Source organism: Streptomyces longwoodensis (assembly GCF_001514125.1).
In the GTDB taxonomy this organism is placed as follows: Bacteria; Actinomycetota; Actinomycetes; order Streptomycetales; family Streptomycetaceae; genus Streptomyces; species Streptomyces longwoodensis.
In genome coordinates this window covers 68,687-88,514 of the sequence record NZ_KQ948561.1, presented here as the reverse complement: position 1 = coordinate 88,514, position 19,828 = coordinate 68,687, and the positions used below count along the sequence as shown (strand labels likewise).

Below are 19,828 nucleotides of genomic sequence, written 5' to 3'. Positions count from 1 at the left end.
CCCAGGAGTTGCACCCACCATGTACGAACTCAGAGGCGTCACCAAGCGCTACACCCGCGGCAAGGAGACCGTCCACGCGCTGGACGGCGTGGACCTCACGATCGCCGACGGCGACCGCCTGGTCATCCAGGGACCCACCGGCGGCGGCAAGTCCACGCTGCTGCAGATGCTGGGCGGCCTGGACCGCCCCACCTCCGGCGAGGTGGTCCTCGACGGCACCGACCTGGCCCGGCTGTCGGAGACCCGGCTGACCACGGTGCGCAGCGAGAACATCGGCTTCGTCTTCCAGTCCTTCAACCTCATCCCCACCCTCACGGCCCAGGAGAACGTCGAGACGGCGCTCGTCCCGCTCGGCGTGAAGGTGAGGGAGCGCCGCGAGCGGGCCGCGGAGGCCCTGCGCTCGGTCGGCCTCGGCGAACGCCTCGGCCACCTGCCCTCGGAGATGTCCGGCGGCCAGCAGCAGCGCGTCGCCATCGCCCGCGCGCTGGTCAAGCAGCCCAAGGTGCTCCTCGCCGACGAGCCCACGGGCAACCTCGACGAGGGCATGCGCGACGAGATCATGGACGTCCTGGACACCCTGTGGAAGGAGCGCGGCCTGACCTTCATCATGGTCACCCACGACTCCGCGATCGCGCGCAAGGCACCGCGCCTGGCCACGATCCGCAAGGGCAGGCTGACCCTGACGGAGAAGGCGGCGCCCTGAGGGGCGTGGCTCGCCTGAGGGGGCGCCGGCGCCGGCGTCCGCCGTACGCCGTCCGAGGTTCCGCCGCCCCCCGCCGTCCGTCAGCCGACCTCGATCCCGAAGTCTCCCAGCAGTTCCTCCAGTCCGCCCCGGTAGCCCTTGCCGCCCAGGACGAAGTCCCAGTCGCCGGAGGACCGGCGCCGGAAGGAGCCGAGGACCAGCGCCGTCTCCCCGGTGCGGCCGTCGGAGACGCCCAGGACGCCGAGTTCGGCGAGGGCGGGGTCCAGCAGCCGGATGTGCGCGTCGGTGAAGCCCGACAGGTCGGCGCCCGGGTCGGCCTCGGGGTCCACGGCGGCGACGAGCACCAGCCGGTCCGCCCCGGCGGGCAGCGCGTCGAACGCCACCCGGACCGCCGCCCGGTCCGGCGGGGCGGGCGGCACGGCGTGCACCGAACCGTCGGGCGTACGGGGGTTGTTGTAGAAGACGAACCAGTCGTCGCCGAGGACCCGGTCGCCCCGGCAGACCAGCGCGCACACGTCCAGCGCGACCCCGCCGGACCACGACATGCCGAGGACGTTGTGGTCGCCGGCCGGCGGGGCGGGCCGGGCGGGGGCACCGGCCGCGGGCGCCGCGGGCGCGCCGTCGCCGAGCCGCCCCCGCAGGCCGTGCCGGTGCAGCAGGTCGACCAGCTGCGGGCCCGTGATCAGCTCCAGCGGCTTGCCCCGGACGAACGTGTACGAGCTCGGCCCGAAGCCGGACGTCGTCACCAGCACGCCCTTGTTGGCGCCCCGGTCCTGGACGGTGCCGTACAGGTCGCGGACGGCGCTGGGCGGCACGGTGTTGCGGTAACGCTTGACCTGGACGACGATCTTGCCGCCGCGGATCGGGGCGGGGTCGAGCGCGTCGACGTCCACGCCGCCGTCGTTGGAGCGCTGCGTCATGACCGCCTGCATGCCCATGGCCCGGAACAGCTCGGCGACCAGGGCCTCGAAGGCGATCGGGTCCATGGCGGACAGGTCGGGCTCCTCGGCCCCGTCGTCGTGCGTGACGACGCGGTCGCCGAGGTCCGCGGGGCGCAGGGCGGGCCGTACGGCGGTGAGCTGGTCGGGGCGGGCCGACAGCTGCCCGCGCAGCCCGTCCGTGACGCAGCTGACGGGGTCGACCACCTCCAGGCGCAGGCCGCCGAAGACGGACCGCTCCGCCATGACGGTGGCGAGCACGATCCGGCCGCGCTGCCCGGTCGCCGGGTCGGGCTCGTCCACGAAGCCGTTGAGGGTGACGCAGGCCAGCGCGCCGAACGGGTCGGCCGCGAACAGCTGGTGCAGCACGAGCAGCACCGACTGGGCGAGCACCTCGCGGTACAGGGCCCGCCGCTGCGTCACCGGACGGGCCGTCTCGCGGAAGTCGCCGTCCGCGGCGGACCACCGCACCGCCTTCGCCTCGGGCACGACGCCGAAGCCGGGCAGCTCCCAGTCCACCACCAGGTGGCGGGCCGCCGGGTCGTAGGCGGCGCCGACCTGGCGGGGGAAGCCCTCGGGCCAGGCCGTCGCGGCGTACAGGGCGGCCGAGAAGAACTCGACCACCGCGCCGGGCTCGCCGCGGCGCACCCCGTCGGTCACCTCGGTGACGCCGGCGTTGTGGCGCCGCACCTCGGCCCGGTGGGCCTCCGTCTGACGCTCGTACTCCCGCTGGTACGCGGCCAGTTGCTGCTGGCGCCGGGTCTCCGCGGCCTGCGCGGCGTACCAGTCCTGCTCGAAGCGGGCGCGCGCCTCCGCCTGGGCCTGTGCGCGCTGGTGCGCGGTCCAGGCGGCCCGCGGCGGGTAGGCGTCGGGGTGCGGCAGGGGCAGCGGGTGCGCCAGCGCTCCCGGGGCGAACGGCGCCACCTCCTCGGTCCGCAGCAACGCGTCCGCCCGGAACGCCGGCGCCCGGGTGCCGCTCGCCAACAGCCCCCGCAGCGCCTCCACCTGGGCTTCCAGCTCCTGGGTGCGCCGACGTGCCTCGGCCTGCCGGTGCTCCCGCTGGGCCTGCGCGGCGTAGCGCTGGTACGCGGCGGCCTCCCGGGCCTCCGCCCGCCGGCGCCGCGCCTCGGCCTCCAGCAGGCGCTGCTGCTGCCGCTGCATCTCGGCCCACGTACCGACCACACCCGTTGCGCGACGGCTCATCTCCGCGCGGCCCCCTCCCCGGACACCGGCACCACCGGTGCCGCGCCGGCCGTCCCCACGACCAGCGGTAACCCCCCGACTCTAACCAGTCACCCGCACGGCGCACAGCCCGCTGCCGGATGCGGGGCGGCGGCCCCGGTCAGACGGACGGCGACCGGTCCTGCGCGCCCGCGCGGGACGCGTCCGTGCCCCAACTCGCCAGCAGGCGCAGGGCCTCGGCCGACGGGGTGCCCGGTTCCGCGTGGTACACGACCAGGGACTGGTCGGTGTCGCCGGCCAGGCGGAACCCCTCGAAGTTCAGGGCCAGTTCCCCGACCAGGGGATGCCTCAGGCGCTTCACGCCGTGGTTCTTCTCCTTGACGTCGTGGGTCGCCCACAGTCGGCGGAACTCCTCGCTCTTGACGGAGAGTTCGCCCACCAGGGCCGACAGCCGCGGGTCGTCCGGGTAGCAGCCGGCGTCCATGCGCAGGGCGCACACGATGTCGATCGCCTTCTGCTCCCACTCGACGAACAGGTCCCGGTACTCCGGCCGCAGGAACACCATCCGCGCCCAGTTGCGTTCGGCCGCCGGCAGCTCCGACCAGTCGCCGAAGAGGGCCGCCGCCATCCGGTTCCAGGCGAGGATCTCCGAGCGCCGCCCCACGATGTAGGCGGGCACCGCGTCCATCGTGTCGAGCAGCTGCCGCAGCGAGGCCCTGACCTGCTGGGGGCGGGCGGCCTGCCTCTTCTTGTGCTTGGGCTTGGCCAGGTGCGTCAGGTGCGCGTGCTCGGCGTCGCTCAGCCGCAGCGCCCGCGCGATGGCGTCCAGCACCTCCGCCGACACGTTGCGCCCGTTGCCCTGCTCCAGCCGCGTGTAGTACGCCACCGACACCCCGGCCAGCTGCGCCAGCTCCTCGCGCCGCAGCCCCGGCACCCGGCGGTGCCGTCCGAAGTCGGGCAGCCCCACGTCCTCCGGCTTCAGCCGGGCCCGGCGCGTGCGCAGGAACTCGCTCAGCTCGGCCCGCCGGTCCAGCGGGCGGCCGACGGCGGCTTCGGTGCCGGCCCCGGCGGCGCGGGGGGCGGAATCGGGGCGTTCGTCCATGTGTCCAGTATTCCTGGTCCTACCACCAGGAGCCTGACCCCGTCAGTGGTACGCACGCCGGACGTACGCAAAGGCGTGACCTGGGTGGACGCACGGATCCCGGGCACGCTGGAAGCCGTGCCCGGCCGCCGCACGGCAGGCCGGGCGGTACGGAAACCCCCGTGACGCGACCCTGCTAGGAGACCCCTCGGCATGACCACTGTTGCTGCGTACGCCGTCCCCGCCCCCAAGGCTCCGCTGGAGCGCACGACGATCGAGCGGCGACCGGTCGGCGAGTTCGACGTCCTGATCGACATCAAGTTCGCCGGCATCTGCCACTCGGACATCCACCAGGCCCGCGAGGGCTGGGGCGAGGCCATGTTCCCGATGGTCCCCGGCCACGAGATCGCCGGTGTCGTCACCGAGGTCGGCCCCGGCGTGACGAAGTACGCCGTCGGCGACCGCGTGGGCGTCGGCTGCATGGTCGACTCCTGCCGCGAGTGCGACAACTGCAAGACCGGGCAGGAGCAGTACTGCACCGGCGGCGGCATGGTCGGCACGTACAACGCCCTCGACAAGAACGGCGAGCCCACCTACGGCGGCTACGCCCGGGCGATCGTCGTCGACGAGAACTACGTCGTGCGCATCCCCGACGGCCTGTCCCTGGACGTGGCCGCCCCGCTGCTGTGCGCCGGCATCACCACGTACTCCCCGCTCAAGCACTGGAACGCCGGCCCCGGCAAGAAGGTCGCGGTCCTCGGCATGGGCGGCCTCGGCCACATGGCCGTCAAGATCGCGCACGCGCTGGGCGCCGAGGTGACCGTGCTGTCCCAGTCCCTGCGCAAGAAGGACGACGGGCTGAAGCTGGGCGCCGACCACTACTACGCCACCAGCGACCCCAAGACCTTCGAGGAGCTGGCGGGCAGCTTCGACCTGATCCTGTCGACCGTCTCCGCCCCGCTGGACTTCGGCGCGTTCCTGTCGCTGCTGAAGACCGACGGCGCGCTGGTCAACGTCGGCGCCCCCGAGGAGCCGATCTCGCTCAACCTCTTCTCGGTGATCAACAACCGCAAGACCCTCGCGGGCTCCATGATCGGCGGTATCGCCGAGACCCAGGAGATGCTCGACTTCTGCGCGGCGCACGGCTTCGGCGCGGAGATCGAGCTGATCGCCGCGGAGGAGATCAACGAGGCGTACGAGCGGGTGCTGAACAGCGACGTGCGGTACCGGTTCGTGATCGACACGGCGACGATCTGACGGCTGACGGCTGACGGCTGACGGCTGACGTCCGCCGGCCGGCGGTCCGATGACGGGCCCCGGTGCGCCACGTGCGCACCGGGGCCCGTCGCGTCCCGGCACGCACGCGGTCCGTACGTCAGCCGCTCACGGTGAACGACGCGCCGGCCCCGTACGACCGGACCAGCACCCCGGCCCCGTCGGCCGCCCGGTGCACGGTGTGGGCGCGGCCGAGCCCGGCGACGCGCACGACGGCACCGCCGTCCTCACCCGCGCCGGCGGTCACCTCGACCGCCGTGTCCTCGTCGAGCGCGACCCCCCGCTCCACCCGCCCGGCGGCCACGGCGGCGGCGAGCCGGGGCAGCGTCCCCCACTGCGCGGCGTGCACGTCCACCGCGAACGGCACGAGTCCGAGCCCCGGCCGCACCGCGACCTCGTCGAGGTCCTCCCCGGCGTCCTCGGGGCACACCGCGACCCCGTCCGCCCGCCACCCGCCGACCACGGCGTCCCGGGCGGCCAGCGCGGCCCCGGCGGAGAACCCGGCGTAGGGGATGCCCCGCTCCGCCAGCAGCGCGGCCGTCGAGGCGGCGTCCGCGGCGAACGCCTCCTGGTAGGCGGGCGTCAGCCCGCCGCACACCAGCAGCCCGTCCACGCCGTCCACCCCGTCCAGCACGGCGGCCGGTGCGAACCGCCCCCCGAGCGGCACCAGCACCGGTACCGGCGCGCAGTCACCGGCCGCGCGCAGCACCGGCTCGTACCGGGCGAACTGCGCGGGCCCGTCGCCCTCGTCGAGCACGACGCACCCGATCCGGGGCACGCGGCCCGCGGCCCGCGCGGCGGCCGCCCGGACGAACGGCCCGTACACGGCGGCGACAGCCGTCCCGTCCCACCCACCGCCGATCAGGAACGTGGACCAGCCCACGCGCCCCCCTCTCCCGCTCACGGTCGCTTCCCCCTCAGTCCTGGCCGTACGCCGCAGCCGCCCGCCGGCGTGGCGGGTCGGGGCGTACGGGATCGAGGAGCCCACCCTACGGAATCGCCGGGCACCCTCCCGTGTTGACGACATCGGGCCCAGGACACGCGCGCCCGGTGCGCGGGGTTCGTCCGGGTGACCAGTGATCGAGTCGACGAGTGTGGAGGCCGCAATGGGTGCGCAGACGCAGAGGGCCGTGCTGGCGGGCGGATGCTTCTGGGGGATGGAGGAGCTGATCCGCCGGCTCCCGGGCGTGACCGCGACCCGGGTCGGCTACACCGGGGGAGACGTGCCGAACGCGACGTACCGCAACCACGGCACGCACGCGGAGGCCATCGAGGTCCTCTTCGACCCGGAGCAGACCGACTACCGGGCCCTGCTGGAGTTCTTCTTCCAGATCCACGACCCGAGCACCAAGAACCGCCAGGGCAACGACATCGGCATGAGCTACCGCTCGGCGATCTACTACGTGGACGACGAGCAGAAGCGGATCGCCGAGGACACCATCGCGGACGTGGACGCCTCCGGGCTGTGGCCCGGCAAGGTCGTCACCGAGGTCGAGCCGGTCGGCCCCTTCTGGGAGGCGGAGCCGGAGCACCAGGACTACCTCCAGCGCTACCCGGACGGCTACACCTGCCACTTCCCCCGTCCGAACTGGCGCCTGCCGCGCCGCGCCCAGGTGTGACGCGGGCGGTGCGGGCGCGGGGTCAGTGCGGCAGCGTGGCCGGGCTGCCGCCGTTGGCCTCGTAGCCCGCCACCGCCAGCGCGCGGTACACCGCGAACTCCGCCGCCGGGTCCGGGGAGAGGGTCCAGGGCAGCGCGCCGACGTGGCCGTCGACGTGCACCAGCTGGTTCATGGCCTCCGACCAGCGCTCGGCGCGGACCAGGAAGAACACCAGCAGGTGGCGGACGTGGGCCAGCATCGGGTCGTCCGGGCGCGCCGAGTGCACCGCGTGCAGCGCGCCGTGGATCGCCTTGGTCACCGTCTCCGACTGGTAGAAGCTCGCGACCAGGTTGACCTCCGGCAGGTGCTCGAAGACCGCGAACAGCGGCATCGCGGCGAGCAGGGAGCCGCGCGGGGCGCGCGCCGCCGCGGCCTCCGCGAACTGGTACGCCAGCTCCCGCGAGCCGTGCCACTTCTCGCACCAGTAGTGCAGCGCCGCCAGGTGGGCCCCCATGTGGTGCGGCGCCCGGTCCAGGACCTTCAGCCAGAGCTGCTCGAACTCGGGCCGGGAGTAGCCCAGGCCGCGGGCCACCGACAGCTCCGTGATGTGCGGCACGGGGTCGCCCGGGGCCAGCAGGGCCGCCTGGCCGCAGGCGTCCCGGGCCTCCTCCATGATGATCCGGAAGTCGTCCGTGCCCGGCGCCGCCGTGCGCCACGCCTGCTGCACCAGGAACTCGGCGTGCACCGCCGCGCCGCCCGGGTCCTCGGGCGCCTGGAGCCGCCACACCCGCAGCCACTGCCCGCCCGGCGTCTCGCTGACGCCGCCCGGCCGCTGCTGGAGCTCCAGCGCCGCCGCGCCGGCGAAGGCCTGCACGCGCTGCCAGCGCAGCTCGCCCTGTGTCTCCGTGCCCGCGAGCAACTGCTGGGCCGCGCGGTGGTCCTGGCCGCGCTGGACGACGTCGAGGACGTCCAGCAGGTCCTGGTCGGGTCCGGGCAGGCGGACGTCCAGCTCCTCCTCGCGCACGAAGCCGTAGTCCGCCGGGTCCGCGGCGTCCGGGTGGCCCGGCGCGACCTGCTCGATCCGCCCCCGCCTGCGCAGCAGGAACGGGCTCAGCACGACGCCCATCATGACCAGCGCCATCAGGACCCAGAGAATCTCCATGCCTCAAGCGAACCAGACCGCGCCGACAATTGGCCAACCCCCTCCCGCCGCCTGTGGAAAACCCCGGACGAGCGGGCCGCCGGGGCGCGGCGCGGGGAGGGTGCGCGGGAGGTTGTGCCGGGGGCCACGCCGCCGCCGATCGGCATCCGCCCCCCGGGCGCACTACCCTCGGTGCACATGAGCGACAGGCACATCAGTCAGCACTTCGAGACCCTCGCGATCCACGCGGGCAACACCGCCGATCCCTTGACCGGCGCGGTCGTCCCGCCGATCTACCAGGTCTCGACCTACAAGCAGGACGGCGTCGGCGGCCTGCGCGGCGGCTACGAGTACAGCCGCAGCGCCAACCCGACGAGGACGGCCCTGGAGGAGAACCTCGCCGCCCTGGAGGGCGGTCGCCGGGGCCTCGCGTTCGCGTCCGGACTGGCGGCCGAGGACTGCCTGTTGCGTACGCTGCTCAGCCCCGGTGACCACGTGGTGATCCCCAACGACGCGTACGGCGGCACGTTCCGCCTGTTCGCGAAGGTCGTCGCCCGCTGGGGCGTCGAGTGGTCGGTGGCGGACACCAGCGACCCGGCCGCCGTGCGGGCCGCGATCACCCCGAAGACCAAGGCCGTCTGGGTCGAGACGCCCTCCAACCCGCTGCTCGGCATCACCGACATCGCCGCCGTCGCCCAGGTCGCCCGGGACGCCGGCGCCCGGCTCGTCGTCGACAACACCTTCGCCACGCCCTACCTCCAGCAGCCGCTGTCGCTCGGCGCGGACGTCGTGGTCCACTCGCTCACCAAGTACATGGGCGGCCACTCCGACGTCGTCGGCGGTGCGCTGATCACGGCGGACGAGACGCTCGGCGAGGAGCTGGCGTACCACCAGAACGCGATGGGCGCGGTCGCCGGGCCCTTCGACTCGTGGCTGGTGCTGCGCGGCACCAAGACCCTGTCGGTGCGCATGGACCGGCACAGCGAGAACGCCACCAAGGTCGCCGAGATGCTCGGCCGCCACCCGCGCGTGACGCAGGTGCTCTACCCGGGCCTGCCCGAGCACCCGGGCCACGAGGTCGCCGCCAAGCAGATGCGCGCCTTCGGCGGCATGGTGTCGTTCCGCGTGGAGGGCGGCGAGGAGGCGGCCGTCGAGGTCTGCAACCGCGCCCAGGTGTTCACCCTCGGCGAGTCCCTCGGCGGTGTCGAGTCGCTGATCGAGCACCCGGGCCGCATGACGCACGCGTCCGTCGCCGGGTCCGCCCTGGAGGTCCCGGCCGACTTGGTCCGCCTCTCCGTCGGCATCGAGAACGTCGACGACCTGCTGGAGGACCTGCAGCAGGCCCTGGGCAAGTAGGCCCACCGGCGGGGCCCGCCCCCGCGCGGTTCACCAGTCGGTCAGCGGTGGGGTCGTCTGCGACGGCGGCTCCACCCACGGCCGGGCGGTCAGCGCCCAGACCAGCAGCGCCACGGCCGCCGCCCACAGCGCCAGCCACATCAGGCGCCGGGCGAGCCGGCGGCGGTGCACCGCGCGCGTACCGCGCCGGACGGCGTCGGCGTACAGGTCCGGCGGCACGCGCGGGGTCGCGCGGTCCATGATCCGCCGTACGGCGGCCTCCCGCTCCACCCGGTTCACGACGGCGCCACCTTCGGCCGGCCCACCGTCGGGGCGGACGTCCGCGGCGGGTGCAGCACGGTGGCCGTCGCCCGGTCGCAGACCGTGGCCACCCGCTCGCGGGGCAGCCCCAGCAGTGCCGCGACCTGCTCCTCGGCGACCCCCTCGTACAGGCGCAGCACCAGGATCAGCCGCTCCTGCGGGCCCAGGACGGCGAGGGGGTTGTCGGGATGGGCGCGCCGCCGGCCCGGGACGCCGTACCGGTACCAGGCGCCGTGCGCGAACCGGGTGGCCAGGTGCTGGCGGGCGTGGTCGTACGGGTCGTCGCCGCGCAGCCGGTCCCAGCACGCGTACGTGTGCGCCAGCGCCAGCGTCAGCAGCCGCCGCGCGCGGGGGGTGTCGTCGGGTGCCTCACCGGTGAGCAGGGCGGCCGTGTGCAGCAGCCGGCCCGCCGCTCCCGCGACGAACGCCTCGAACTCGCGGGCCCGGAGGGTGTCCTGGGCCTGTCGCCTTCGTCGCACCGCGCCTCCCCCCGACGCCGATCCGTGGATCCTCGGGATCCGGTCTCATCTGAGGCCAGGGGGAGCCCTCCGGTCAAGAGCCGCGCACGCGCGGGTGCGTGCCGCGCGGCGCCGCCCGGGTCAGGAGGCCGGGGACTGGTCCGCTCCGGAGACGCCCGGGGCGGACATGCGCGCCGACAGGGCGCCGTTGAAGCGCGTGAGGAGCGCGCAGAACGTCTCGCGCTCCTCCGGCGCCCAGTCGTGGGTCAGCTCGGCCATCAGCTGACGCCGCGAGGAGCGCACCTCCTCCAGCCGCGACTGGCCGCGCGGGGACAGCTGCAGCACCACCGCGCGCCCGTCCTCGGGGTGCGAGGTCCGCTTGACCAGGCCGGTGTCGACGAGCGGCGCCACCTGCCGGGTGACCGTCGAGGAGTCGATGCCCATGCTGGCCGCGAGGGCCTTGACGCCCATCGGCCCTTCCTTGTCGAGGCGGTTGAGCAGCAGGTACGCGGCACGGTCCATGGAGTTGCGCACCTGGCCGACCCCGCCGAGCCGGGTCTGTTCGGCACGGCGCGCGAAGAGCGCGACCTCGTGCTGCAGCGTGTCGAGAAGACCGGTGTCACCGACGGTCGTCATGTCCATCGACATTCCAGGTGTTGTGGGCATGGCCGGGGGCTCGCTTCATGAGGGTGCTGGGCTGGGGGACAGGGTACGCGGCCCGGACGGCGGTCGTACCGGCGCTGCGCAATCCCGTTCCGCGGGTTGGTCACACCGGGTCGCGACGCCTGTGAACTGCGATGCTGGGGTCATGAGCTACAGCACGGCTGACTCCTTGCGGACCGTGACCGCGGACGACGTCCGGGGCGCGCAGAAGATGCTGTCGGGCGTGGCCCGCACGACCGCGATGGAGGGCAGCAGGTACCTGTCCCGGCTCGTGGGGCAGCCGGTGCACCTCAAGTGCGAGAACCTCCAGCGGACCGGGTCGTTCAAGCTGCGCGGCGCCTACGTGCGGATCGCCGGCCTGCTGCCCGAGGAACGGGCCGCCGGGGTGGTCGCGGCGAGCGCCGGCAACCACGCGCAGGGCGTCGCGCTGGCGTCGTCGCTGCTCGGGGTGCGCTCGACGGTGTTCATGCCGAAGGGCGCCCCGCTGCCGAAGATCAGCGCGACCCGCGAGTACGGCGCCGAGGTGCGCCTGCACGGGCAGGTGGTCGACGAGACGCTGGCCGCCGCGCAGCAGTACGCGGCCCGCACGGGCGCGGTGTTCATCCACCCCTTCGACCACCCGGACGTCATCGCCGGTCAGGGCACGGTGGGCCTGGAGATCCTGGAGCAGTGCCCGGAGGTGCGCACGGTCGTCGTCGGCATCGGCGGCGGCGGTCTCGCGGCGGGCATCGCGGTCGCCGTGAAGGCGGTGCGGCCCGACGTGCGGATCGTCGGCGTGCAGGCGGCGGGCGCGGCCGCGTACCCGCCGTCGCTGGCGGCCGGGCGCCCGGTCGCGCTGGAGAACCCGGCGACGATGGCCGACGGGATCAGGGTGGGGCGGCCGGGCGACGTGCCGTTCGCGCTGGTCGGGGCGCTGGTCGACGAGGTGCGCACGGTGTCGGAGGACGAGCTGTCCGCGGCGCTGCTGCTGTGCCTGGAGCGGGCCAAGCTGGTCGTGGAGCCGGCCGGGGCGAGCCCGGTGGCGGCGCTGCTGAGCCGGCCCGGCGCGTTCGAGGGGCCGGTGGTGGCGGTGCTGTCGGGCGGCAACGTCGACCCGGTGCTGATGCAGCGGGTGCTGCGGCACGGCATGGCGGCGCAGGGCCGCTACCTGGCCGTGCGGCTGCGGCTGACGGACCGGCCCGGGGCGCTCGCCACGCTGCTGGGCGTGCTGTCGGGGGTCGAGGCCAACGTCCTGGACGTCAGTCACATCCGCACCGACCCGCGGCTCGGTCTGACCGAGGCGGAGGTGGAGCTCCAGCTGGAGACGATGGGCCCGGAGCACTGCACCGAGGTCGGCCGCGCGCTGCGGGCGGCGGGGTACACCGTCATCGACTGAGCCGGGGAGGGGCCCCCTCGGGCCCCCTGGTCCTCCCGCCTGGTCCCCCCGTCGGCCGGTCGCTCACTCCTTCGGGTCATCTGCCCGAAACCCGTTGTGACTCGCGATACATCGCGTTATGGTGTGTGCCGGGTCACGGTCCGGGCGTCCCCGAAAACCAGGGGCGCGCCGCACCCACGCCCACTGAGACTTGACTCGCCATCCGAACTCATCGACGGATCCCCGACGACCCCGACGACGTGGAGAACTGTTATGCCGGGCGCCATCTACGCCGAAGGCCTGGTGAAGACCTTCGGTGACGTAAAGGCTCTGGACGGCGTCGACCTCGACGTCCCCGAGGGCACGGTCCTGGGCCTGCTGGGGCCCAACGGCGCGGGCAAGACCACCACGGTCCGCTGCCTGACCACCCTGCTGCGCCCCGACCGCGGCCGTGCCCTGGTGGCCGGCATCGACGTGCTCAAGGACCCGGTCCGGGTCCGCCGCTCGATCGGCCTGTCCGGCCAGTTCGCCGCGGTCGACGAGTACCTGACCGGCCGGGAGAACCTGCAGATGGTCGGCCGGCTCTACCAGATGAAGGCCGGGCCCGCGAAGGCCCGGGCCGCCGAGCTGCTGGAGCGGTTCGACCTCGCCGAGGCCGCCGACCGGCCCACCAAGACCTACTCCGGCGGCATGCGCCGCCGCCTCGACCTGGCCGCCGCGCTGGTGGTCTCGCCGCCCGTGATGTTCATGGACGAGCCGACCACCGGGCTCGACCCCCGCAACCGCCAGCTGCTGTGGGAGGTCATCAAGCAGCTCGTCTCCGGCGGCACCACCCTGCTGCTGACCACGCAGTACCTGGAGGAGGCCGACCACTTGGCCCACGACATCGCCGTCGTCGACCACGGCCGGGTGATCGCCCGGGGCACCTCCGACCAGCTCAAGGCCCGCACCGGCGGCGAGCGCGTCGAGGTCGTGGTGCACGAGCGCGACGCGATGGCGACCGCCGCCGAGGTGCTGCGCGGCTTCGGCAAGGGCGACACCACGGTCGAGGACCACACCCGCAAGCTGACCGTCCCGGTCACCGGCGGCGCCAAGCTGCTCGCCGAGGTGATCCGGGAACTGGACGGCCGCGGCATCGAGATCGACGACATCGGGCTGCGCCGGCCCACCCTCGACGACGTCTTCCTGTCCCTGACCGGACACGCCGCCGAGACCGCAGACGACGAGAGCGACAAGGAGACCGCGTCATGAGCGGCATGAGCATGGTGTCCGACTCGCTGGTGATCGCCCGCAGGAACCTGATCCGGATGACCCGGATCCCCGAGATGGTCCTGTTCGGCGTCATCCAGCCGGTGATGTTCGTGGTGCTGTTCACCTACGTCTTCGGCGGCTCGATGAGCGTCGGGGGCTCCACCGACCCGGACGTCTACAAGAACTTCCTGATGGCCGGCATCTTCGCCCAGACGGTGACCTTCGCGACCGCCGGCTCGGCCGCCGGCATCGCGGACGACATGCAGAAGGGGCTCGTCGACCGGTTCCGCTCCCTGCCGATGGCCCGCGGCGCGGTGCTGACGGGCCGGACCGTCGCGGACCTCGTGCAGACGTGCATCACGCTGACCGTCCTGGCGATCGTGGCCCTGATCGTCGGGTGGCGCACCGGCTCGGCCGAACCCACCAACGCGGGCCGCGTCCTGGGCGCCTTCGGCCTGCTGCTCCTGCTCGGCTACGCCTTCACCTGGATCGGTGCCCTGATCGGGCTCTCGGTCCGCACCCCGGAGGCCGCCACGTCGGGCGGGATCATCTGGCTCTTCCCGGTGACGTTCATCTCCAACGCCTTCGTCGACGCCAGCCAGATGACGCCCTGGCTGCGGCACATCGCCGAGTGGAACCCCTTCAGTGCCACGGTGCAGGCGTGCCGCGAGCTGTTCGGCAACCCCGGCGTCGTCCAGTCCGACGCCTGGCCCATGCAGCACCCGGTGTGGGCCTCCCTGATCTGGTCCGTGCTGATCGTCGGGGTCTTCCGCACCCTGGCCGTGCGCAAGTACCGGGCGGCGGACGGCTGACCCCTCCACCGGCCGCGGCATGACGCGGCCCCCGGCACCGTCAGGACGCCGGGGGCCGCGGGGTGGTGCGGGTGAGCGGCTCAGCCGCTGTAGGGCTCGGCCTTGAGGATGCGGACGGAGGCCTTCTTGCCGTTGGGCAGCTCGTACTCCGCGTCCTCGCCCACCTTGTGGCCGGTGACGCCGGAGCCCAGCGGCGACTGCGGCGAGTAGGTCTCGATGTCGGAGCTGGCGTACTCGCGGGAGGCCAGCAGGAAGGTCAGCGTGTCGTCCTCGTCGCCGTCGAACGCGATCGTCACGACCATGCCGGGCGCGACCGTGCCGTCCGTCGTCGCCGGGGCCTCGCCGACCTTGGCGTTCTCGAGGAGCTGGGTCAGCTGGCGCACGCGGAGCTCCTGCTTGCCCTGCTCCTCCTTGGCCGCGTGGTACCCGCCGTTCTCGCGCAGGTCGCCCTCCTCGCGCGCGGCGGCGATCTTGGCGGCGATCTCCGTGCGCGCAGGACCAGTAAGGTACTCAAGCTCGTCCTTGAGCTTGTTGTACGCCTCCTGGGTCAGCCAGGTGACGTTCTCGCTGGTCTGGGTCACAGGTGCTCCTCGTAGGTACTGGGAATACAAAACGTCGCCCCACCCAGAAGCATGTTCCTCCAGGGGAGGGCGAAACCACGAGCCTAACAATTCACCGGCGAAAGGGGGAGGACATAACCGACCAGATTGTCGTCAACGCAGGTCAGTCGGCGTGGCAGCCGAGCAGCTCGGCGGTCGTGCCGCGCGCGGTCGTACGGAGCGTGACGACCTTGTCGACGCGGGTGGCCGAGCCGGTGAAGCGGAAGTCCGCACGCCCCACCTCGGAGCCGTCGGCCGCCTGCGAGCGGACCGTGCAGTAGCCGCTGGTGCCGGCGTCCTTGTGGACCTCCAGGTGCACCGACACCGCGTCGTCCTGAGCCTGGAAGGCGATCACCTGGGCGCTGATCTTGTTCTGCCCGACGTAGTGGTAGGCGAAGTAGCCGACCAGGAGCAGCAGCAGCGCGCCGAGCACGGCACCGACGATTTTGAGCGTGCGGTCGGCGTTCCGGTCCGAGGAAGGCCCGTAGCGCCGCTCGGGCACCCGGGTGCTCGGCGTCGTACTCATGATCGTCCTCTCGCCGGGTCCTGGTCGGTGGCGGGCGGTGTTCCGAAAACCGTCCCCGGAGCAGGGCCCCGGAATTATTGGACCCCCGATTCGGTCACTATAGAAGCCGCCGAACGCACCCCCAGACGCGGGGCGCCGACTTACGAGGATTGAGTCTTGACTGACCAGCTGCGACTGATGGCCGTGCACGCCCACCCCGACGACGAGTCGAGCAAGGGCGCGGCCACCATGGCGAAGTACGTGTCCGAGGGGGTGGACGTGCTGGTCGTGACCTGCACGGGCGGGGAGCGCGGCTCCATCCTCAACCCCAAGCTCCAGGGCGACGCGTACATCGAGGAGCACATCCACGAGGTGCGCAAGAAGGAGATGGACGAGGCCCGCGAGATCCTGGGCGTCAAGCAGGAGTGGCTGGGCTTCGTCGACTCCGGGCTGCCCGAGGGCGACCCGCTGCCGCCGCTGCCCGAGGGCTGCTTCGCGCTGGAGGACGTCGACCACGCGGCCGGCGAGCTGGTGAAGCAGATCCGCGCGTTCCGCCCGCAGGTGATCACCACCTACGACGAGAACGGCGGTTACCCGCACCCCGACCACATCATGACCCACAAGATCTCGATGGTGGCGTTCGAGGGCGCGGCGGACACCGAGAAGTACCCCGAGGCCGAGTACGGCCCGGCGTACCGGCCGCTGAAGCTCTACTACAACCAGGGCTTCAACCGCCCCCGCACCGAGGCCCTGCACCAGGCGATGCTCGACCGCGGCCTGGAGTCGCCCTACGGGGACTGGCTCAAGCGCTGGGACGACTCCGGTCACAAGGACCGCACGCTCACCACGCACGTGCCGTGCGCGGAGTTCTTCGAGATCCGCGACAAGGCGCTGATCGCCCACGCCACGCAGATCGACCCCGACGGGGGCTGGTTCCGGGTGCCGCTGGACCTGCAGAAGGAGGTCTGGCCGACGGAGGAGTACGAGCTGGCGAAGTCGCTCGTGGACACCTCCCTCCCCGAGGACGACCTCTTCGCGGGCATCCGCGACAATGCCTGACATGAGCGCAAGCGTGAGCGTGGCAATGGCACACCTCGTCCCCCTCGCCGAGGTCGACGAGAACAAGGTCACCCCCGGTGTCCTCGGCTTCATCGTCTTCGCGGCGATGGCGGTGGCGGTGTGGGCGCTGATGAAGTCGATGAACCGCCACATGGGCAAGGTCGACTTCAAGGAGCCCCCCGGCGCCGAGGACACCGCGGACCGGGAGGCGGGCACGGCGGCCCGCACCACCGGCTCGTCCGAGGCCGGGCCGCAGCGGGGCTGAGCGGCCGGCCGGCGGCCCGGCCGACGGTGGCGGGTGCCGCCCGCCCGGCCGCGCCGGTCAGTCCGCCAGGTCCACCGCCACCCCCATCACCTCCCGGGCGTGGCGGTCCGGCACCGTGCCCAGGTGCCACGCCTGCCAGCCCTTCTCCAGGATCACCCCGCGCTCCAGCAGGAGCCGGTGCGCCTCGACGCAGTCGGTGAGCTTGCTGTCGCGCAGCGGATGGTCGGCCCCCGCGAGGCGGGTCAGTTCCTCCTCGGCGACCGCCGTGCCGACCTCCACACCGCCGGGGGAGGCGTACGGCAGCAGGGTGCAGCGCAGGAACCGGGCCCAGTCCTCGCCGCGGCGGTCGCCGTAGGAGGCGAACAGGCCCGCCGCCTCGTCGCACAGCGCCAGCGCCTGCGGGGTGCGCGCGTTGCCCGCGTCCACGATCGCCAGCTCCAGACAGGTCCACGCCTCACCGTGCGGGACGCCGATGCGCTGGAAGTCGGCACGGGCGTCCACCAGCAGCTGGCGGGCGAAGCCGGAGTTGCGCAGCGAGCCCGTCCGGGCCGCCCGCTGGTCGCGGGTCACCCGCGCCGAGTGGTGGCGGGCGCACGCCAGGCCGTACACGTCCCGCATCCGCGAGAACATCGACCGGGCCCGCTCCAGCTCCCGCACCGCCTGGTCCAGGTCGCCGCCCTCCTCCAGCGCCAGCCCCAGGTAGTGCACCGTCCACGCCTCGCCGCGCGCGTCCTCGTTGTCCCGGTGCCGGGCCGCCGCCCCCCGCAGTCCCTCCGCGGCCGGCGCCGCGTCGCCCGCGACCAGCCGGGCCCTGGCCAGCTGGGTCAGCGCCCACGCCTCACCGCGGGCGTCGCGGGTACGGCCGTACAGCTCCAGCGCGGTGCGCAGGTCGGCCTCGGCCCGCGGGACGTCGTCGAGGCGCAGGTACAGCTGGCCCCGCTGGAAGTGCGCCCACGCCTCGCCGTGCACCGAGCCGCCCTCCCGGTGCAGCTCCAGGGACCGGCGCAGCAGGTCCAGCGCCTCGGCGGGCCGGGCCCGGTCGCGTTCCACGGCGGCCAGCGCGTGCAGCGTCCACGCCCGGTCGGTGGCCAGTTCCGGGGCCGTCTGCAGGTCGAGCGCCTCGCGCAGCTTGGCCGCCGCCTCGGTCAGCCGGCCCTGGTGGTGCAGGGTGATGCCCAGCGAGCCCAGGGCGCGGGCCGCTCCGGCGTCGTGGTCGGCCCGCAGGTACAGGTCGACCACCGAGGCCAGCGTCGTGCGGGCCTTGTCCAGCTCGCCGAGCTGGCGGGCCGCGATGCCGGTGCGCCACTGCACCGAGCGCACCAGCAGGTCCTCGTCGACGGACTGGGCCAGCTCGCTGATCTCGCCCAGCCGGTACAGGTCGCCGCGCAGCAGGCAGTAGTCGCACAGCGCGCCCAGCAGGCTGAGCACCGCCGCCCGGTCCACGCCCTCCGCGTGCCGCAGCGTCGCCGTGATGAAGCTCGACTCGTCGTCCAGCCAGCGCAGCGCCTCCTCCAGGGAGGTGAAGCCGTGCGGGGTGAAGCGGTCCGAGCGGGTCGACATGTTGCCGTCGACCAGGCGCAGCACCGAGTCGGCGAGCTCGGCGCAGCTGACGATCAGGCGTTGCTGGGCGGCGGCGCGCTCGGCCGGGTCCTCCTCCTCCAGCAGCCGGGCCTGCGCGAAGGCCCGCACCAGGTCGTGCAGCCGGTACCGGTCGCCGCGGACGGTGTCGACCAGACCGGCCCGGGCGAGGTCCGTCAGGTGCCGGGCCGCCTCGGTGCGGTCCGTGCCGAGCAGCGCGGTCGCCGCGGCCACGCCCAGCGAGGCCCGGCCGGACAGCGCCAGCCGCCGCAGCAGCCGCCGGGCCGGCTCCGGCTGGTCGGTGTAGCGCAGCCACAGCGCCCGCTCCACCGGCCCGACCGGACCGTACGCCGCCAGGTCCGCGGCCAGCCGGCGCGGTGAGCGCGGCCCCAGCGAGGACCCGGCGACCCGCAGTGCCAGCGGCAGCCCGCCGCACAGGCCGACGATCCGCTCGGTGGCCTCCGCGTCGTACGGGCCGGTGCGGTCCTGCGCGGCGGCGCCCAGCAGTTCCTCCGCGCCGGCCGGCTCCAGCGGTGCGACCGGCAGCTCGTGCACCCGCGCCGGCCCGTCGTCCGGCAGGTCCAGCGGGGTGCGCGCGGTGACCAGGACCAGGCTGTCGGAGCGCTCCGGCACCAGGGCGAGGACCTGCGCGGCGTCCGAGGCGTCGTCCAGGACCACGATGACGGGCACCCCGGCCAGGTGCTGGTGGTACAGCTCACCGAGCCGTTTGACCTGCTGGTCGGGCGACGAGCGCTCCCGGAAGAGCAGTTGCTCGCGCGGTGCGCCGAGCCGGTTCAGCAGGTGCAGCAGGGCGTCCCGGGTGGGCAGCGGCGGTTCCTCGGCGCTGGCGCCGCGCAGGTCCACCACGCACGCCCCGCGGAACTCGTCGCGCAGGTCGTGCGCGGCCCGGACCGCCAGCGCCGTCCGGCCGCTGCCCGGCTCCCCGTGCAGCACCACGACCGTCGGCCGGGTGGTGGTGCTCGCCCGGCCCGCCCGTGCCCACTGCCGGATCCGCTCCAGCTCCGCGCGCCGCCCCGCGAACGCACCGCCCACCTCGGGGAGTTGGCCGTACGACTGCTCCAGGAGCGTCCGGCCGCGGGCCGCCGCGCTCTTGTCGGCGCCGCGCAGCCGCGGTCCCGTCCGCCGCGGACCGGTGGTGGCGCCCAGCACCCGCTGCTGGTCCAGGAACGGGCGGATCCCGCGTACCTCCAGCGCGCTCAGCCACTGCAGGCGCAGCTGCTCGGGGCCGCCCGGCCGGCCCGCCGCGCCCGCCCGGTGGTGCGCGGCGGGCAGGTGGGCCCCGGCGGCCTTCACCACGGTCGCCGCCGCGCCGACGACGCCCACGGTCGCACCCGTGCCGAGCGCGGTGCCCGGCCCGGTGCCCAGCACCAGGTCGGCGACGACCGCGGTGACCGCGGCGACCGACGCGACGACCAGAGGGGTCCGGCCGCCCTGCGCGGCGTACCGCTGCGCGAAGCCGACCCGGCCGGCCTCCGCCTCGTCCAGCGCCCGCACGTACGCCTCGTACTCCTCGGCGGCCGGCCGCGCGAGCTCGTCCAGCGCCGCGCGCCCCCGGGCGAGCAGCGCCGCGCCGTCCGTACGCCCGCCCGCGCGCCGTACCTCCTCCCGCACGGCCCGCTCCAACAGCCGTTCCACCTCGCTCCGATGAGCGTCCCGCATGTCCCGCGTCCCCCTCCGCGCCGACGGTGT

The 19,828-nt window shown here is 73.9% G+C and carries 19 protein-coding genes; 9 read left to right on the top strand and 10 right to left on the bottom strand.

What is annotated here, in order from left to right; all coding sequences use genetic code 11:
- The first annotated feature begins 19 nt into the window (after positions 1-19).
- Positions 20-703 (top strand): ABC transporter ATP-binding protein, encoded by a 684-nt coding sequence (locus AQJ30_RS29270; RefSeq protein ID WP_067239923.1) that lies wholly within the window; start codon positions 20-22, stop codon positions 701-703.
- 80 nt (positions 704-783) lie between these two features.
- Here the strand turns inward: AQJ30_RS29270 and AQJ30_RS29265 are convergent, their stop codons facing one another.
- Entirely contained in the window at positions 784-2,844 is a 2,061-nt protein-coding gene (locus AQJ30_RS29265; RefSeq protein WP_211279129.1) for a restriction endonuclease, read from the bottom strand.
- 139 nt (positions 2,845-2,983) lie between these two features.
- The gene (locus AQJ30_RS29260; RefSeq protein WP_067239921.1) at positions 2,984-3,925 is read right to left on the bottom strand and encodes a helix-turn-helix domain-containing protein; all 942 of its coding nucleotides are present in this window, start codon (positions 3,923-3,925) and stop codon (positions 2,984-2,986) included.
- A gap of 192 nt (positions 3,926-4,117) precedes the next feature.
- Between AQJ30_RS29260 and AQJ30_RS29255 the strand changes: the two genes are divergently transcribed.
- Positions 4,118-5,161 carry an NAD(P)-dependent alcohol dehydrogenase gene (locus AQJ30_RS29255; RefSeq protein ID WP_067239919.1) on the top strand — a complete coding sequence of 348 codons (1,044 nt, stop codon included), beginning with the start codon at positions 4,118-4,120 and terminating at the stop codon, positions 5,159-5,161.
- A 118-nt stretch (positions 5,162-5,279) separates the two neighbouring features.
- Here the strand turns inward: AQJ30_RS29255 and AQJ30_RS29250 are convergent, their stop codons facing one another.
- Entirely contained in the window at positions 5,280-6,062 is a 783-nt protein-coding gene (locus AQJ30_RS29250) for a type 1 glutamine amidotransferase family protein (RefSeq protein ID WP_067239917.1), read from the bottom strand.
- Positions 6,063-6,285: 223 nt separating this feature from the next.
- Between AQJ30_RS29250 and msrA the strand changes: the two genes are divergently transcribed.
- A complete protein-coding gene (gene msrA / locus AQJ30_RS29245; RefSeq protein WP_067239915.1) occupies positions 6,286-6,798 on the top strand; it encodes a peptide-methionine (S)-S-oxide reductase MsrA in 513 nt (170 codons plus the stop codon).
- Positions 6,799-6,820: 22 nt separating this feature from the next.
- On the opposite strand, the gene AQJ30_RS29240 is transcribed toward msrA, so the two are convergent.
- A complete protein-coding gene (locus AQJ30_RS29240; RefSeq protein WP_067239914.1) occupies positions 6,821-7,939 on the bottom strand; it encodes a hypothetical protein in 1,119 nt (372 codons plus the stop codon).
- Positions 7,940-8,116: 177 nt separating this feature from the next.
- Here AQJ30_RS29240 and AQJ30_RS29235 point away from each other — a divergent pair, with 177 nt between their 5' ends.
- Positions 8,117-9,274: a cystathionine gamma-synthase gene (locus AQJ30_RS29235; RefSeq protein WP_067240219.1), complete on the top strand. Its 1,158-nt coding sequence runs from the start codon at positions 8,117-8,119 to the stop codon at positions 9,272-9,274.
- A 30-nt stretch (positions 9,275-9,304) separates the two neighbouring features.
- Here AQJ30_RS29235 and AQJ30_RS39600 read toward each other — a convergent pair whose 3' ends face one another.
- The 3 genes from AQJ30_RS39600 to AQJ30_RS29220 all read right to left on the bottom strand — a co-directional run bounded on the left by AQJ30_RS39600 (position 9,305) and on the right by AQJ30_RS29220 (position 10,680).
- A complete protein-coding gene (locus tag AQJ30_RS39600; RefSeq protein WP_067239912.1) occupies positions 9,305-9,553 on the bottom strand; it encodes a hypothetical protein in 249 nt (82 codons plus the stop codon).
- Positions 9,550-10,053 carry a sigma factor-like helix-turn-helix DNA-binding protein gene (locus tag AQJ30_RS39595; RefSeq protein ID WP_067239910.1) on the bottom strand — a complete coding sequence of 168 codons (504 nt, stop codon included), beginning with the start codon at positions 10,051-10,053 and terminating at the stop codon, positions 9,550-9,552. The genes AQJ30_RS39600 and AQJ30_RS39595 overlap by 4 nt, the downstream gene beginning before the upstream one ends.
- Before the next feature lie 120 nt (positions 10,054-10,173).
- The gene (locus AQJ30_RS29220) at positions 10,174-10,680 is read right to left on the bottom strand and encodes a MarR family winged helix-turn-helix transcriptional regulator (RefSeq protein ID WP_211279128.1); all 507 of its coding nucleotides are present in this window, start codon (positions 10,678-10,680) and stop codon (positions 10,174-10,176) included.
- A 160-nt stretch (positions 10,681-10,840) separates the two neighbouring features.
- On the opposite strand from AQJ30_RS29220, the gene ilvA reads away from it, so the two are divergent.
- From ilvA to AQJ30_RS29205, 3 genes are all read left to right on the top strand, one after another.
- On the top strand, positions 10,841-12,070 hold the full coding sequence (gene ilvA, locus AQJ30_RS29215) for a threonine ammonia-lyase (RefSeq protein ID WP_067239907.1): 1,230 nt from the start codon (positions 10,841-10,843) through the stop codon (positions 12,068-12,070).
- 252 nt (positions 12,071-12,322) lie between these two features.
- Positions 12,323-13,300: an ATP-binding cassette domain-containing protein gene (locus AQJ30_RS29210; RefSeq protein WP_067239902.1), complete on the top strand. Its 978-nt coding sequence runs from the start codon at positions 12,323-12,325 to the stop codon at positions 13,298-13,300.
- Positions 13,301-13,305: 5 nt separating this feature from the next.
- Positions 13,306-14,112 carry an ABC transporter permease gene (locus AQJ30_RS29205; protein ID WP_067240215.1) on the top strand — a complete coding sequence of 269 codons (807 nt, stop codon included), beginning with the start codon at positions 13,306-13,308 and terminating at the stop codon, positions 14,110-14,112.
- 80 nt (positions 14,113-14,192) lie between these two features.
- Here the strand turns inward: AQJ30_RS29205 and greA are convergent, their stop codons facing one another.
- Both greA and AQJ30_RS29195 read right to left on the bottom strand, forming a co-directional pair.
- Positions 14,193-14,693 carry a transcription elongation factor GreA gene (greA, locus tag AQJ30_RS29200; protein WP_067239900.1) on the bottom strand — a complete coding sequence of 167 codons (501 nt, stop codon included), beginning with the start codon at positions 14,691-14,693 and terminating at the stop codon, positions 14,193-14,195.
- Positions 14,694-14,835: 142 nt separating this feature from the next.
- Positions 14,836-15,237 carry a DUF4307 domain-containing protein gene (locus AQJ30_RS29195; RefSeq protein WP_067239898.1) on the bottom strand — a complete coding sequence of 134 codons (402 nt, stop codon included), beginning with the start codon at positions 15,235-15,237 and terminating at the stop codon, positions 14,836-14,838.
- A 177-nt stretch (positions 15,238-15,414) separates the two neighbouring features.
- Between AQJ30_RS29195 and mca the strand changes: the two genes are divergently transcribed.
- Together mca and AQJ30_RS29185 are read left to right on the top strand one after the other, a co-directional pair.
- Positions 15,415-16,275: a mycothiol conjugate amidase Mca gene (mca, locus tag AQJ30_RS29190; protein ID WP_067239896.1), complete on the top strand. Its 861-nt coding sequence runs from the start codon at positions 15,415-15,417 to the stop codon at positions 16,273-16,275.
- The gene (locus AQJ30_RS29185) at positions 16,268-16,540 is read left to right on the top strand and encodes a hypothetical protein (RefSeq protein ID WP_079084377.1); all 273 of its coding nucleotides are present in this window, start codon (positions 16,268-16,270) and stop codon (positions 16,538-16,540) included. The genes mca and AQJ30_RS29185 overlap by 8 nt, the downstream gene beginning before the upstream one ends.
- Positions 16,541-16,597: 57 nt before the next feature.
- Here the strand turns inward: AQJ30_RS29185 and AQJ30_RS29180 are convergent, their stop codons facing one another.
- Positions 16,598-19,798, bottom strand: coding sequence for a tetratricopeptide repeat protein (locus tag AQJ30_RS29180; protein WP_067239893.1), 3,201 nt, complete (start codon positions 19,796-19,798; stop codon positions 16,598-16,600).
- Positions 19,799-19,828: the final 30 nt, after the last annotated feature.

Excerpts from the sequence above, each read along its gene's own strand:
- AQJ30_RS29270 (WP_067239923.1), top strand. The coding sequence starts at position 20 with ATGTACGAACTCAGAGGCGTCACCAAGCGCTACACCCGCGGCAAGGAG.
- AQJ30_RS29265 (WP_211279129.1), bottom strand. The coding sequence starts at position 2,844 with ATGAGCCGTCGCGCAACGGGTGTGGTCGGTACGTGGGCCGAGATGCAG.
- AQJ30_RS29260 (WP_067239921.1), bottom strand. The coding sequence starts at position 3,925 with ATGGACGAACGCCCCGATTCCGCCCCCCGCGCCGCCGGGGCCGGCACC.
- AQJ30_RS29255 (WP_067239919.1), top strand. The coding sequence starts at position 4,118 with ATGACCACTGTTGCTGCGTACGCCGTCCCCGCCCCCAAGGCTCCGCTG.
- msrA (WP_067239915.1), top strand. The coding sequence starts at position 6,286 with ATGGGTGCGCAGACGCAGAGGGCCGTGCTGGCGGGCGGATGCTTCTGG.
- AQJ30_RS29240 (WP_067239914.1), bottom strand. The coding sequence starts at position 7,939 with ATGGAGATTCTCTGGGTCCTGATGGCGCTGGTCATGATGGGCGTCGTG.
- AQJ30_RS29235 (WP_067240219.1), top strand. The coding sequence starts at position 8,117 with ATGAGCGACAGGCACATCAGTCAGCACTTCGAGACCCTCGCGATCCAC.
- AQJ30_RS29220 (WP_211279128.1), bottom strand. The coding sequence starts at position 10,680 with ATGTCGATGGACATGACGACCGTCGGTGACACCGGTCTTCTCGACACG.
- ilvA (WP_067239907.1), top strand. The coding sequence starts at position 10,841 with ATGAGCTACAGCACGGCTGACTCCTTGCGGACCGTGACCGCGGACGAC.
- AQJ30_RS29210 (WP_067239902.1), top strand. The coding sequence starts at position 12,323 with ATGCCGGGCGCCATCTACGCCGAAGGCCTGGTGAAGACCTTCGGTGAC.
- AQJ30_RS29205 (WP_067240215.1), top strand. The coding sequence starts at position 13,306 with ATGAGCATGGTGTCCGACTCGCTGGTGATCGCCCGCAGGAACCTGATC.
- AQJ30_RS29195 (WP_067239898.1), bottom strand. The coding sequence starts at position 15,237 with ATGAGTACGACGCCGAGCACCCGGGTGCCCGAGCGGCGCTACGGGCCT.
- mca (WP_067239896.1), top strand. The coding sequence starts at position 15,415 with ATGGCCGTGCACGCCCACCCCGACGACGAGTCGAGCAAGGGCGCGGCC.
- AQJ30_RS29185 (WP_079084377.1), top strand. The coding sequence starts at position 16,268 with ATGCCTGACATGAGCGCAAGCGTGAGCGTGGCAATGGCACACCTCGTC.
- AQJ30_RS29180 (WP_067239893.1), bottom strand. The coding sequence starts at position 19,798 with ATGCGGGACGCTCATCGGAGCGAGGTGGAACGGCTGTTGGAGCGGGCC.